The organism is Paenibacillus sp. FSL L8-0708, from assembly GCF_038009325.1.
Lineage (GTDB): Bacteria > Bacillota > Bacilli > Paenibacillales > Paenibacillaceae > Paenibacillus_AQ > Paenibacillus_AQ odorifer.
Map to the genome: position 1 here is coordinate 4,535,658 of NZ_JBBPBC010000001.1, position 15,003 is coordinate 4,550,660.

Sequence of the window (15,003 nt, forward strand, 5' to 3'; positions counted from 1 at the left end):
AATGGATGCACACTTCCAGCCCTGACCAGATGGACCTCTCTATTTCATACCAGTAGAGACCTTATTTTGCTTCAACTTTTTTTAGATTCTCAGCGACTCGGAAGGTTACAATCTTGCTAATTAATTCATAAGGCATAGGCTTATCAATAGGGAATTGAACGGAACCTTTAGCACCTTTATAGCCTGATAATTCATCTTTAAAAGCATTAATTCCACTTGGAGTTGGATAGAATCCAATATGCTTGGGATAAGCAGCGAAATGCACCAAATTTCCGTGTAATGCAAAAGTAGGCATCTGATAGCTTATTTTTTCCTCTGCTTCCGGTGCCGCCTCTTTTATCACCTTTCTTAACGTATTAAGGATTTCCTGAACCTCAAGCGAAAACCCGGAAATATAGGCATCGATCGATTCATATGTGATTTTACTTTCATCCATGATATAACTCCTCTCTGGATCATCTCCACGATTTGCATAAATGTAGGGCCGCTAAAGCCTCAGCTTCAGTACTTTTGAACAACATTTTATCGCCTTGATTGCATTCGTAAATAAAATCATTCAGACTTTTGCTGTTATAGCTTGTAAATTCTCCTACGATAGCAACTCTCATCTGATAGTTTGTATATTTTTGTGCAATCTCACCAGCAACTCCAGACTTTAGCTCGAAAAAATCATCCGTAATCTGTTCCTTCCTCAGAAGCATTTTATCGCATCCTTGGTATTTCACATTCATCATTAAGTCTAAGGCATCCCTTACATTATTGATTATGATCTCCTCACCAGAGATTATAGCTACCGTTGAATCATTCTTATCATCCACTGTGATTTTCATTCAAGACTACTCCTTTTCCGCGAAGAATTGCTGCAACATTATGATTACTCTGCTTAATCGCAACCGACCATGCAGATTCACCACTTTTTATTTTAGCAGAAATGTCGGCGCCATGTTCGATTTACAACTCTATTAGTTCTACATTATCCGTATGAAAAGCAGCAGAATGTAAGGAAGTATAACCATCACTATCGAATATATTATTCTCCATATTCGCAAGGTGCGGATGAGCTTTCAGGATTTCTTTCAGCCGTTCTGCATGGCCTGATTGTGCTGTCTGAAATACATCATTAATGATTAATTATCGTATAAACGAGCTAAGTTATTTTTTCTGGATAATTAGCTATTCTCCAGCTTGGCTAACCATAAAAAGAAAAGAGGATTCGTTCAATGTTCTTTGAACGAATCCTCTAATGATCACAATTCTGGAGCTCAGTAGATTAGATTAAATCCGACTTTTCAAGTAGCCGCTTCACGATCTCTGCAACCTCAGCTCTGGTCATATCATCTTTCGGAGCAAGCCCTTTACTGCTTCTTCCCATGATAATGCCTGCCTGCAAAGTGTCAGTAACTCCACTGATTGCCCAGTTAGAAACCTCACTACTATCTGTAAATGGAGCTAACAAAACGTCAGCCGATTGAACAGAAAGCTTAGTCTGTAGCGCTGTAATTTTCATCGCTTTAGCAATAATCAACATCGCTTGTTCACGGGTAATATGTTCATCAGGGCGGAACATGCCATCTTCAAAACCATTGATTAATTGATAAGTAAATGCCGTGTTGATCGCACTGTTATACCAATCCGTGGTCTTTACATCTGAGAATGGTGTTGCAGCTTGTTCCATCTCAAGTCCCAGACCGCGTACAACAATCGCCGCAAACTCTGCACGGGTAATGGCTTGATCCGGAGTAAATTGACCACTACCTGTTCCCTCAATGACTAATCGGGAGCCCATATCGTTCACTGCCTCTTTTGCCCAGTGATTAGCTACATCACTAAATTCAAGCGGATGCCAGATTACGGAGTAAGTACCTCCGCTTAGGCTGTTGATAGTAGCAAAATATTTGCCATCAATTACAACCACTTTAGTAGGAACATGGTGTACCGAACCTTCGGAATCAACGTACACTCCAGTTGTAATCTTGTTCGGGTCCATCCCTTCAGGAATGGCTATGGTACGTTTAACATACGTATTGAATTGGGAAAGTTCAATACTCTTATCTCCGTAGATACCTCTAGCCGTAAAATTAACTGGCGCGGAAACTAATGAGAAGGATCCTTTTTGCGCAGCTGATTCTAAAGCTTTAACTTTATCGGCTGTAGGAGCACTAATTTCAATCTGTATCTTAATATCTTGCAAAGCTACCGACTTGCCGATTTGCTCGTTCAAAGCGTCAATATTAATTTGTTGAGCAGGCAGTGTAAATGTCGCATTTCCCGCTTTAATCTCAAGAATCGCTTGATTACCCTGCATATTTTTAACCATTTGTCCGTTTAGTTCGCCAACTATAACATCAGATTTACTATTTGCACCGATAGAAACTACCGTACCTTTACCTTCAGTGGCGAGCTTGTCCTCTAGCTTCTTCTGATCTAACACAATGGTGGTTAACGTTTGCTCATTCCGTTTACCATTCGTTGCGGTTCCCACTATTTCCGCTTTACCATTGATTAGAATGGAAGCAGCATTTACCACAGGTGCCGGAGTTGGTGATGGGGTTGGTTGCGACGGAACAACAACATCACCACCAGATGGAGTGCTAGGAACAACTGCATTGGACTCAGCAGAGGATTCGCTGATGCCAGCTTTATTGATTGCCTGTACCGTGAAGGTATAGCTTGTTCCATTCGTCAAACCACTGATTGTCAGAGGACTTCCAGTTCCTGTAACCGTCAAACCTCCCGGATTAGCAGTTACAATATATCCTGTGATTTCGCTGCCTCCATCGTTCACCGGCGGGATAAAGGTGATGATTGCTTGACCATTTTCTGCTGTTGCAGTTACGGATGTTGGAATTCCAGGTGCTGTAACTGGTTTAACAGGTGCCTTCACAGTAACGGTTGTAGAAGCCGTATAACTACCATCTTTCGTCGTTACCGTTATGATGGCTGTTCCTTCACCAATCGGCGTTACTACTCCATAAACAACCTTAGCTACTGTCTCATCGCTCGAGCTCCAGATCATACCTTTATTTGTTGCATTAGCAGGTGCTACTGTCGCTTGTAGAGTTCCCTCGCCTTCACCCACCGTTAAGTTAAGTTCTGTCTGGTCTAAAGTCACCCCAGTTACGATAACGTCAGGTGGCTTAGGAGCGGCTACATTAACTGTGGTTGTAGCTGTAAAACTTCCATCTTTCGTCGTTACCGTAATAACTGCTGTCCCCTCTCCAACCGGAGTTACTACTCCGTTCACAACGGTCGCGACTGTTTCATCGCTCGAGCTCCAGATCACGTCTTTATCCGTTGCATTCGCAGGCTCTATTGTTGCTTTTAGAATTCCATCAGCTTCACCAGCTGTTAAATCTAGTGTCTCCTGATCTAGCTTCACTCCAGTTACATCCACAACCGGCGGGATTGGAGCACTCACACTAACTGTGGTTGTAGCTGTAAAACTTCCATCTTTCGTCGTTACCGTAATAACTGCTGTCCCCTCACCAACCGGAGTTACTACTCCGTTCACAACGGTCGCAACTGTCTCATCACTAGAGCTCCAGATCACGTCTTTATCCGTTGCATTGGCAGGCTCTATTGTTGCTTTTAGGAGTCCATCAGCTTCACCAGCTGTTAAATCTAGTGTCTCCTGATCTAGCTTCACTCCAGTTACATCCACAACCGGCGGGATTGGAGCACTCACACTAACTGTGGTTGTAGCTGTAAAACTTCCATCTTTCGTCGTTACCGTAATAACTGCTGTCCCCTCACCAACCGGAGTTACTACTCCGTTCACAACGGTCGCGACTGTTTCATCGCTCGAGCTCCAGATCACGTCTTTATCCGTTGCATTCGCAGGCTCTATTGTTGCTTTGAGGAGTCCATCAGCTTCACCAGCTGTTAAATCTAGTGTCTCCTGATCTAGCTTCACTCCAGTTACATCCACAACGGGCGGGATTGGGGCACTCACATTTACTACAGACGAAGCAGTAAAACTTCCATCAGTAGTCGTTACCGTAATAACTGCTGTCCCCTCTCCAACCGGAGTTACTACTCCGTTCACAACGGTTGCAACATTCTCATCACTAGAGCTCCAATTTACTGTTTTGTTCGTGGCATTAGCAGGTGCTATTACGGCACTAAGCGTGTCTCCTACTTCTCCTTCCGTTAAACTGAGTGATGGTTTATCCAGGGTCACTCCGGTTACGATTACATCCCCCGTATTGTTTACGGTCACATTAAAAGTGTAGGTGTTGCTTAATGCTCCATCACTTACCTTAACAGAAATCACACTGGTGCCAAAAGCATTCGCTGCGGGTGTTATTTCTAAAGTTCGTAACTCACCACTTCCACTTATTTTCAGTCCATTATTCGGAATTAAGAGCGTATTCGAGGAAGTAGCTGATACTTGTAGGTCATCTCCATCCACATCGAGGACCTTAAAGGATCGTGAGACCGACTTGTTTTTATCGGTTGTAGTATTCCCCATAAAACCTGTGTCCTGCTTCCAGGTTGCCCCAGTAATTGTGCCGTTCTTAAGGGGAAGACCAGAGGTATTAATAGCGACATTCCCATCATTGCTATTCGCTAATTTATAGTTTAAAGCCAGATTAGGTTCCGAGCCTGTCAAGTCGACATTCATTTCTCGAACAATATCACTTTGGGTCTTGGCTTTACTCCAGAACCTCACGTCTCTCATTCCACCGTTATAATCTCCGTCCTGTCTCCACGTGCTTTTTCCAAGCCAGTTATTCGGACGTGCAACGTTTCCTACTGTACTTAAATCCATGGCCCCTTCTGCCTTAAGTACACCATCCCAATAAATCCGTCCCTTTTTCTGACTGTGATCATAAACAATTGCGACATGAACCCATTTAGAAATCGGGAAATCCTCAGTGACATTAATATCTCCCTTATTAGTGTAGGCAGTGAAATTCATCCGTTTACCGTTAAAACCTACAAAAATATTGTGGTTCTGCTCTGCGATCGATGATTCAAAAAATCTCATCCATGTCTGAAAAGCATCTACCTTCAAAAATCCTTCAACTGTAAAAGAATTCCCATAAATCCGTTGATCCGGGAAGGTCACATAATCCCCGTTACCGTCAAAACTAAGATAGTCTCCACCATTTAGTTCTGTCAGATAAGGTGCATCGTTCACTGGATTTACAGTAATTACGGCTATACCCGGATCTGAGCTGAACGCGGCAGATACTGTGGTATTCGCATTTTTTTGATAATTTTGATAACCGGATGCTGTTGTATCCCATAGCTTAAAGCTAATGGATGCCGTTCCGTTCCAGTCTTTCGCCGGGACAAAACGGATTTTCTCCGATTTCAGCAGCAGAAAAGCATTACTGTTCGACACCGGCTCAATATTATACCAAATTCTTCCTACCGTGTTGTAATACTGCCAGGCCCCTTTGGTATTATCTAAAGCTACTACAGCAATCCCTGTTGACGCTGGATCCGATACTTTTCCTGTCAAAAAACTGGCTACCTCAACTCCTGCGTTGGAATAGTCATCTTCATTGATGGACGTTATTATAGCTGGGCTATTCTCGAGCCAACCGAAACTAGCTTTTGCACTTATGATTGGAGTTTGCATAGGACCCACCCCCTGCACCACAAGTCCAGTACATAACGAAATACTAATGCCTATTTTCATAAATGATGGCTTCAAACTCTATTTCCCCCTCTAGCATAAATCATGTCCTTAATTCGACAATAATCGAGAGTATTATACAAAATTAAGATAAACAAAAAATAAACAAAAAAAGAACCCTCGATAGCCATCCTTTCGAAGGTTCCTTCCATTACAATAACTTCTGTTTCATTAACGCTTTAAGTTTAGGATCGGGTGTTGTTCCAAGCTCTTGCTGCAGCATCTCTTCCAATTGACCAAATTTCCGCTGTGCTTCATTCATTCGCCCTAATTCAATTAATAAGTTGATGATTTCATGATAGATGTCCTCTCGCAAGGAATCTAATTTTAATATTTCTCCAAAATAATGCAGTGCTTGCTGCTGCTGATTCTGCTCCAAATGAAATCTTGCAGCCAGCTCCAGCAATCCTATATATTCATGCTCGAGTCTGCGCGTCCTGCCACTGGCCCATTCATAGGCTTTTCCTTTGAGTAATGCTCCTGTGTATAAAACTTCTGCTTGAATCATCCATTCAACATGTCTTTCAGAGGTTTGCCTGATTTGCTTTAACAATCGCTCAAATTCATACAGATCACAATAAATGCTGCTTTCTACTACATGAATTTCATTCCTGCTAGCTTTTATATAATTGGCGCCGATTGCTTTTCGAATATAATACAGCGTCGAGTTCAGATTCTTCCATGCTTTTTCAGGCTCCAATCCGCTCCACAACGTGTCGATAATTTCCTCCCGGCTAACCGTCCCTTTACTAACCAGAAAAGCAAATAATTCTTCTGTTTTTGGACTTCTCAGCTTGATTAGCTCTCTGTTCTGCGTTCTGCGGTACACTTTTAAACCATTAAATAAAAAAACTTCTAACGTAGGCTCAGCCGTTGTATTTCGATTTATTTTTTTGAGTTTCTCTAACGTCTTAGACAACCGCTCCGCAGTTACAGGCTTCAAAAGATAATCCACTGCACTCAGGTCAAAAGCCTGCAGCGCATACTCATCAAATCCGGTTACAAAAACCACATCTATCGATTCATCCAATTCATGCAAAAGGCTAGAAAGCTTCATCCCATTCGTCTCAGGCATAGAAATATCCAAAAAAGCTACATCTATCGGATTGGCCTTCGCAAAAGCATAGGCTTCCGCAGGATTCAAAAACGTCTCATAGACATCAATCTCTCCGCTCTGCGATAAGATCCGCTTCAGGCGTTTTACCGATAACTCCTCATCATCTACAATAATCGCTCGCAGCATGCCTCAACCTCCCATCCGCTTAAGCTGCTGTATTGGAATTTCAAAAGATACCGTTGTGCCTAATCCTTCAGCACTTTGAATATGAATATTTTTTCCATATAATAGCTTGATGCGCTGACTGATATTCCACAGCCCCACCCCTCTTTTATCTACATCTGACTGCATTACTTTTTTCAATTTATGCTCACTCATTCCAGATCCATTATCCTCCACAATAAAGCTAATCACAGAATTCTCTAATTCTTTTACAGATATAATTACCGTGCCACCCCGCAAATTGGACATTAGGCCATGCCTTATTGCATTTTCGACTAAAGGCTGTAGAATCAGCGGAGGAATCCGGTAATCCGTATTCACTCTCACATCATATTCCACATTTAATCTGGCACCGAAGCGTGCTTTTTCAATATTGATATAAGCCTCTACCAGCTCAAGCTCATTCTCCAGACTCGTTAGTGAATCCAGTTGTTTGAAATCAAAGCTGCTTCGCAAATACTGTGACAGCTGCAGTGTCAACTCTTCGGCCTTCTCAGGTTCCTCCACACATAGTTCAGCAATTGAATTCAGAGCATTGTATAAGAAATGAGGTTTGATCTGGGATCGTAAAAAAGCAATTTCGGCGTCTTTGGCAGTCTTCACGGAAGCTCTCAATCGGGTCAGACTTTTAACACGTGCCATTAGCTCTTCAGCTTCAAAAGGTTTTCCCACATAGTCATTTGCACCGTTATCCATGGACATCTTCATATCGCTCACCCTGTTCTTGGCCGTCAGCATTAACACAGGCAGTTCAAGAGGAGTAAATCTCTCTCTAATCTTTTGCAGAACCTCGTAACCCGAAATGTCCGGCATGGTAATATCCAGTACCACCAGAAAAAAGTCTGTGTTTTTCGCTAGCTCCTCAAGTGCCATCTGCCCGCGATTGACAACCACAATAGAATATTTCTCTAGCTTAAACAGATTGATCATAGATTGCAGATTGGCAAAATCATCGTCCACTACTAAAATGGGCTCATTGATCTCGCCTTTGATATAAAGGGGATAACTACCATGGGAGAAACTTAATTCTTTATAAGAATGTGCCGCCTTAAGGGTTGGCCTCGAGATTGGCTTAACCGCTTTATCCCACCGTGGAAGTGTAAAAATAAACACCGAACCTTTTTCCACTGTAGATTCCACAGCTATGTTCCCACCATGCAGTTCTACTAGCTTCTTAGTAATACTTAATCCGAGCCCTGTTCCACCATGACTATGGATCTCCGCCTCATCCACCTGCTCAAAAGCTTTGAAAATACGCTCCTGCATATCCGGTGAGATACCCAAACCTGTGTCTGCCACACGTACTTCCACCCACTCCTGAATAACTCTGGCACTAATCTCTATTTCACCCTGTTCCGTAAATTTAATTGCATTATCAACCAAGTTGTGGAAAATTTGAATCAGACGATTGCCATCTGCATTCACCATAGGGAAATTCGAAGCGACTCTGTTAACGAGCAGGATCGACTTTTCTCCGAGCAAAAAAGAATGAATACCAATGACGGAATCAACAACGGCTTTCAAATCCAGGTTGCTTTTGTATAATGTGATGTCTCCATACTTCATTTTGGAATAATCAAGTAGTTCATTTACCATATGTGTTAATCTTCTGCCGCTCCCTATGACGATCGCTAGATTCTGCGCTTGTTTTTCATTAACTGGACCCTCAACCCCATCCAGCAGCGTAGCTGTAATGTTCACTATGGCATTTAGAGGTGTTTTTAGTTCATGTGAGGTGTTGGAAAGGAATTCATCTTTAATTTTATCCAGCCCGATCAGCTGGTTTTTCATCTCGTCTATGGTATGGTAGGCTTCAAAAAAACGTAGAACAATCAGCACGATCATGATGATATTAAAAGCCACAATGTAAAACTGCCCGAGCCAAAGGTTCTCTTTTATAGAAAGAGCAAACAAAATAATGTCTATGGAATATAGATTAATAGCTAGAATCGCCATAAACATCAGCAGCAATTTGATTCTATTTACTTCTGCGCTTCTGATATACAGGGTGGCCACTCTACATAACATCCAAATTAACATCAGCTCATATAAAATAATCACATATGGATAAATGACCGTGTAAGAACGAATCGGCAGGATGGCGACCAGAATTATAAAGCTGCCTAAAACAATCGTTATGGCTTGAGTAAATTTTAAAGATATTATGCTTTTGTGCATTTGGTAAAAAAATATTGCGAGCACAATAAAGCAGGAGATGGAGCTTATATCCTTTACTTTGTAGAGCACTATGAACGAAAGTTTAGGGAAAAAGAGTAAGAGTGAACGCTCGCCGATCAATCCATGATATATCGCAAACAGCAAACAAATAGTTGCAAACACAAGTAAAGAGTAATCCTGCTTACGGTATAAGGACGCTGCCCCAAAGCAGATAAAAAAGATAAGGGCAAGTGTGCCTAAAATAGCAACGGTGCTAAATTCACGGGCCGTACTCTTCTGCTGAACCTCCATCATTGCTGCTTCCTCACCAAAGGATAAAGAAACCGGAATGCCCCCATTCACATAATCGAAGTTGGAGACTTGAATTATGATTTCTACATCTCCCTTATCAGACGAAAAAAGCCCAATCAGCGGGATATTCCCTGACCGATAATCAGCTTCATTAGCAGCAGGATTACCATCCTCAATAACTGACTGTCCATTAACAAAAATCCTGCTTGAAAAGCGAATATTTGTTTTTTTCAAGGCGAATACCCCGCTTACAGGCAGGTTTTTTAGAACCATCCGATAGGTGGCGGAACCGAAGGCGGGTAAAGGGCTTCCATTAACGATGTTGCCGTTCCACCGGGAGGGCACCTCCATCCAAGCTGTAGAATCAGGTATATCTGCGCTACCCGCCCTAAAATGCTCAGAAGTTAATAGCTGGTTCCAATAAAACTCCCATTCACCGTCTAACTTGATAATCTTATCCTGTTCATAATCCCAAGCCGCGAGATCCATGACTCCATGCTGCACTTGCAGGTGACTTCCTTGTTTATCGTGACCCATAAGAATGGATAGAGGAATCGCAGATAATAAAATTAAACCAATCAGATAGATAAGTAATGTCCTTTTGAGCATCGTATCGGCCCCTTTTATGGAAGAGTAAAGCTGCAGCAATCACCAGGGCCATCCTGCAACACGTGATGTAGAGTAAAAAGTTTAGATGAACATAGATAATTCTATAAAATTTTCTAATTTCCTTCACAATTCGACAAAGTAACGGACCTTTATTAGGATTTTTTTCGGAAAAAGCGGGACTTGTATGAAAAGAGGGTCTGATATGACCATGATGAGTAGGATGACGGTATGAGCACGATGAGTAGGACGACGAAATGAGCATGATGAGTTTAATGATGAAATGAATGGACCAGTTGGGCGACTTGTGCTACTTTGGCGACTCGAATGTATCTGCCCGGCACTTACGGACTCAGAAGACCTTATTTGTTGAAAAACGAGGGTTTTGACACGCTATCGGACTCAGTTGCAACTATATGCTCATAACTACCCCATTTTGAGTCGATTTGCGGCTAATAAGAGCTATGCAGTCCGTAACTTTTGGAATACGAGCGAAAATGTACGAATAGCTGCAATACGGTCCGTTCATCCCGGAGTTACATGACTTTGGTGACATGGAAGACATGAACACAATGATATCTGACATCTTGGACTAGATAGGCAATTCTGATGTCGTTGGGAACTCTGAATGCTTACGCCGCGCGCATGCGGACTCAGGAGACCTTATTTGTTGAAAAACGAGGGTTTTGACACGCTATCGGACTCAGTTGCAACTATTCGCTCATAACTACCCCATTTTGAGTCGATATGCAGCTAATAAGAGCTATGCAGTCCGTAACTTTTGGAATACGAGCGAAAATGTACGAATAGCTGCAATACGGTCCGCAACGTTCGAAAATGAATAATGATATTGCGCAGAGCACGTAATCCATTTTTGCGGATCAGTAAGCACATAATGCTCGTCCTAGAAAAGCCATGCGGCCGCGCGGGGGAGGAATCCGCTTTTAGAGTAACTATTAACTTCAGCAAATTTAGCTCGTTCACCATGCTAGCTTCCTTCATCTAAAATCTATTAGAATTCGTCATCTTTATACACAGTAACTCATTGAAGAAATCCCCAGCACTCATTATAATAGCAACTATAGGTCGTGAAGAACACGCCGCTTTTATACAATCTCTATCCTGGGTTTAGCTCAGGAGGAATTGTATGGGAGCGGCTTTTTCTTTTTTCAAAAAATTACTTAAGGAGGATATACAAAATGTCCAGATTCGAACAGCAACTAGAGGAATGGTTACAGATCAACTTGGATAAGGAGAACAATCCCCGCAGACAGGAGCTTCTTGCAAAAGGGTTGGGCTATGGAACAGTCGAATTTCTGCGTGCCGTATGGTTTCCTGCTGTAGGAAACTTCAACTACTTGTTCCCCGAATGGGAAGTGCGCGATTTCAACAATGGTTATCGTTATCTTGATCTGGCCTATATGCCAGGTGGAGCAAAGGGCGGAATTGAGATTCAAGGCTACGGTCCGCATGCTAGAGATCTTGATGTACGACGATTCAAAGATTTATGTAGACGCCATTCCTTATTATCGCTAGACGGTTGGACCTTCCTATCCATCGCCTATCCCTCAATCACGGACGAGCCTCAGCTATGTCAACAACTAGTACTCGCATTCATCGGCAAATTCATGGCTTCAGACGCGCCCTCTTCATTAACTTGGTTAGAAGCTGAAACACTTCGTTTCGCAAGACGTCTTCTGCGTCCTTTCACACCTGTTGAACTCACCCATCATCTTAGAGTCACTAATCGCCATGCCCGACGTGTTTTACATGAGTTAGTTGAACAGCAGCTACTAGAGATCGTCGGTGGAAAAGAACGCAATCGAACCTATCAGCTTAGAATGTGATGATTTGATTAGTTTGTTTTGATTATTTTGGTTTGATTAACAAAGTTACGTTCGGACCGTATAGCTCTTATTTCCCAATTATCTTCGTTTTCGCCACGCTATCGGACTCAGTTGCAGCTATTTACTCAAAAACACTGCTCTGACCCAATTCTTCAGCTCATTAAGAGCTATGCAGTCCGAAACTCACGGAAAATGAGCGAATCAGCTAAAATAGCTGCATTACGGTCCGTAATGGCAACTCTAGGGTCATACCAGCAAGGCTCATACAAAAAAATGATCCTGAATCTAATCCGTTGCACCCCCGCATTGTCCTTCCAAAATCTAAGTCTTTTTCATTACCATCTATTACTATTACTAATCATTATTCAGAAAAAAAGTGCTCTGCTTAGTCCGTATTTTAATCAACACTTGACCTTAGGTCTGACCTAAGGTTTATAGTTATTTCATCAAATAACTTACAGTTAGGAGCACCGCCCTTGAATCCGTACCTTACAATTGGCGAACTATCAAAACTTATGAATGTATCTATCCACCAGATTCGATATTTTGAAGAAAAAGAAATCCTGTTTCCATCCTATATAGACAATAATCAGTACCGGATGTACGGCATCGATGAGATCTATCAATTGGCACATATCCTGTTGCTCCGCAAATTAAACATCCCTGTCAGCACCATTAACCAAAGTATTAGTAAATCCGCAACGAATAACTACCAACTGCTGTTAGAGAAATCGTTAAACAAAATCAACTCAGAAATAAACCAATTAATAATGCTGCAACAATTTATACAAAAGGTACTAAAAGAGCATGCAGATTATGGCAACATGGAGGGGGAGTATCAAATTAAACATGTGGACAATCGTTATCTGAAAAAGTGGTTGGTGCTAGAGGATAACGAAACAATAACTGCACGAAGTTTATATGAAAAAAAACCGCAGTACCATCATTTATTTGAAACAGATTTGCATTATGTATACGATTCTGAACAAGTAACCTTATGCTTTGAAACCATTGAAACCACTCCCGCCCCTGACATTGTTTTAGAAAAAGGGTGTTATCTCTATAAAGCATTTTTTGTAACAGACGATCAGGATGTAGATCATGAGATTGCCAAGCTGGAACACTTTTTAAATGGGCATCACTACATGGTATTGGGACCAATCATCATTTTGGAGAAATCGTACCTATCCATGTTTAACAACGACAAGCTTCATTATGAGCTTCAAATTCAAATCGAGCATGCCTTAGATGATACCACTAAATGAGTACAAACGAGGTTATCATCGCCCATTACCAGGAACAAGATCGTGAGGCTGTAAGCAGGCTTTTGGTAGATGCATTTCACGGGAAATTTCACTCTCTCCTCTCTCTCGAGGACAATGAAATTGCTGATCTGCTTATAAGACTTTGGGAACAAGATTCTTCTTCCTTATCATCTAAACAAATAATCGCTTATGAAAACGGAGAAGTGGTTGGCACTATCTACTTAAAATGGCAGGATACGCTATCCCTTAAAAAAGGATCAATTAAACCACTGAATCGGGCTCCCTTTTTGCAGCTATTCAAGAAATTTGGATGCTTAAATGTCTGTAAGTTAATCCTTGGGTTATATTTTTTGGATTATCAACCTAGAGCAAAAGAGTGTTATGTGGCTCATTTGGCTGTTCGGTCCAGTCACCGCAATAAGGGAATTGGCAAAGAGTTGCTGGGTTGGGCGGCGGATTTTGTAAACAGTCATTCTGAGGTTGAAAAGCTAACGCTACATGTTGCCAACAAGAATAAACGAGCCATTAATATGTACCAGCAGTTGAACTTTGAGATCCATAAATCTGACTATAGCGCGGTAAGACATTTACTTTTTAAAGAGCCTGTTTGGCATTACATGATAAAAAAACATCGCTACAATCTGGGGGATCAATGAATGAAAAAGAAAATTAAGCTAACTGTCTGGATGATTACCATTTCGTTGTTGATTGCAGCGGTCCTGTTCGTACTACAGCAACATTCTTTTTCAATGACTGAGCAAAAAATTGAAATAGATACGCCTCAAGGTCAACTAACAGGAACCTTAGTTCTGCCCAAAAGCTACTCTGGAACCGTCGGACTGGTAGTTTTTGTTCATGGGGATGGCCCAGTTAATGATACTTACGATGATGGATATAAACCTTTGTGGGAAAAGCTCGCCTCTGCCGGATATGCTTCCTTATCTCTTAACAAACCGGGTATTGGGGGTTCTTCAGGGAACTGGCTAGAGCAAAGCATGGAGGATAGAGCGCAAGAAACTATATATGCGATTAACTGGGCTAAAGCCTTACCTATGATTGATGATCAAGCTATTGGTTTGTGGGGAGCAAGTCAGGCGGGCTGGGTGATTCCTAAGATTGTTAAAAAAGTGCCTGATCTCGCCTTCAGTATTCTTGTATCCCCCGCCATTCAATGGATTTCTCAAGGACAATACAATACCAGACAAGAGATGATTTTAGAAGGTTTTTCAGAACAGGAGATAAAAAAGAGAGAAGATTATAACGCGCAAATCCTACTGCTACTTAAAGAACAGGCGTCGTATGAAAGTTACTTGCGAATTGCACAATCGGACGATTTAATTTCCAAAGAAAAATGGGGTTTTTTCGCTAAAAATTATCAGTCAGATGCGAGCGGGGATTTAAAAAACTTCACTACACCTGTCCATTTAGTTCTTGGCGGGCAAGATATAAATGTAGATGTTGAGGAAACCGAACGTGTTTACCGTGAAAAAATTCCTGAAAATCTGCTTTCAGTCTTCTTTATTCCTGATGCTGATCACTCTATGCTCTCAAAAAAGAATGCCTCATCACCATTAAGAACATATTTGACCGCTGTCTTTTTTCCACGACATATTGTTGTTGAGCCATATTTAGATGATTTGGTTCACTTTGTAAGCCAGTTTTAATCTGTTTGCCATTCATTATGCACTCTCGCCAGCTGAACTCCCTACGTTCGGACTGTATAGCTCTTATTTGCCAATTATCTTCGTTTTCGCCACGTTATCGGACTCAGCTGCAGTTATTTACTCAAAAACACTCCTCAGATCCACTTTTTCAGCTCATTAAGAGCTATGCAGTCCGAAACTCAGGAAAAATGAGCGAATTAGCTGAAATAGCTGCGTTACGGTCCGT

General features: G+C 41.7%; 9 protein-coding genes. 4 read left to right on the forward strand and 5 right to left on the reverse strand.

The annotated features are described in order from the left end of the window. Window positions 1-61 precede the first annotated feature (61 nt). The 5 genes from NYE58_RS21810 to NYE58_RS21830 all read right to left on the reverse strand — a co-directional run bounded on the left by NYE58_RS21810 (window position 62) and on the right by NYE58_RS21830 (window position 10,004). A complete protein-coding gene (locus NYE58_RS21810) occupies window positions 62-436 on the reverse strand; it encodes an iron chaperone (RefSeq protein ID WP_076304056.1) in 375 nt (124 codons plus the stop codon). Between the two features lie 19 nt (window positions 437-455). After that, window positions 456-830: a DUF4180 domain-containing protein gene (locus NYE58_RS21815; RefSeq protein ID WP_076128242.1), complete on the reverse strand. Its 375-nt coding sequence runs from the start codon at window positions 828-830 to the stop codon at window positions 456-458. Between the two features lie 440 nt (window positions 831-1,270). Beyond that, the gene (locus NYE58_RS21820; RefSeq protein WP_341003015.1) at window positions 1,271-5,665 is read right to left on the reverse strand and encodes an Ig-like domain-containing protein; all 4,395 of its coding nucleotides are present in this window, start codon (window positions 5,663-5,665) and stop codon (window positions 1,271-1,273) included. Between the two features lie 133 nt (window positions 5,666-5,798). Then, window positions 5,799-6,890, reverse strand: coding sequence for a response regulator (locus tag NYE58_RS21825; protein ID WP_076129707.1), 1,092 nt, complete (start codon window positions 6,888-6,890; stop codon window positions 5,799-5,801). A 3-nt stretch (window positions 6,891-6,893) separates the two neighbouring features. Continuing rightward, window positions 6,894-10,004, reverse strand: coding sequence for an ATP-binding protein (locus tag NYE58_RS21830; protein WP_341003017.1), 3,111 nt, complete (start codon window positions 10,002-10,004; stop codon window positions 6,894-6,896). 1,196 nt (window positions 10,005-11,200) lie between these two features. Between NYE58_RS21830 and NYE58_RS21835 the strand changes: the two genes are divergently transcribed. The 4 genes from NYE58_RS21835 to NYE58_RS21850 all read left to right on the forward strand — a co-directional run bounded on the left by NYE58_RS21835 (window position 11,201) and on the right by NYE58_RS21850 (window position 14,777). After that, window positions 11,201-11,848, forward strand: coding sequence for a transcriptional regulator (locus tag NYE58_RS21835; RefSeq protein WP_076219940.1), 648 nt, complete (start codon window positions 11,201-11,203; stop codon window positions 11,846-11,848). A 476-nt stretch (window positions 11,849-12,324) separates the two neighbouring features. Then, on the forward strand, window positions 12,325-13,113 hold the full coding sequence (locus NYE58_RS21840) for a MerR family transcriptional regulator (RefSeq protein ID WP_076277746.1): 789 nt from the start codon (window positions 12,325-12,327) through the stop codon (window positions 13,111-13,113). Then, window positions 13,110-13,769, forward strand: coding sequence for a GNAT family N-acetyltransferase (locus NYE58_RS21845; RefSeq protein ID WP_076277747.1), 660 nt, complete (start codon window positions 13,110-13,112; stop codon window positions 13,767-13,769). The genes NYE58_RS21840 and NYE58_RS21845 overlap by 4 nt, the downstream gene beginning before the upstream one ends. Further along, window positions 13,770-14,777 (forward strand): alpha/beta hydrolase family protein, encoded by a 1,008-nt coding sequence (locus NYE58_RS21850; RefSeq protein ID WP_076277748.1) that lies wholly within the window; start codon window positions 13,770-13,772, stop codon window positions 14,775-14,777. Window positions 14,778-15,003 lie beyond the last annotated feature (226 nt).

Coding starts and splice junctions, on each gene's coding strand:
- NYE58_RS21810 (WP_076304056.1), bottom strand. CDS start 436: ATGGATGAAAGTAAAATCACATATGAATCGATCGATGCCTATATTTCC.
- NYE58_RS21815 (WP_076128242.1), bottom strand. CDS start 830: ATGAAAATCACAGTGGATGATAAGAATGATTCAACGGTAGCTATAATC.
- NYE58_RS21825 (WP_076129707.1), bottom strand. CDS start 6,890: ATGCTGCGAGCGATTATTGTAGATGATGAGGAGTTATCGGTAAAACGC.
- NYE58_RS21830 (WP_341003017.1), bottom strand. CDS start 10,004: ATGCTCAAAAGGACATTACTTATCTATCTGATTGGTTTAATTTTATTA.
- NYE58_RS21835 (WP_076219940.1), top strand. CDS start 11,201: ATGTCCAGATTCGAACAGCAACTAGAGGAATGGTTACAGATCAACTTG.
- NYE58_RS21845 (WP_076277747.1), top strand. CDS start 13,110: ATGAGTACAAACGAGGTTATCATCGCCCATTACCAGGAACAAGATCGT.
- NYE58_RS21850 (WP_076277748.1), top strand. CDS start 13,770: ATGAAAAAGAAAATTAAGCTAACTGTCTGGATGATTACCATTTCGTTG.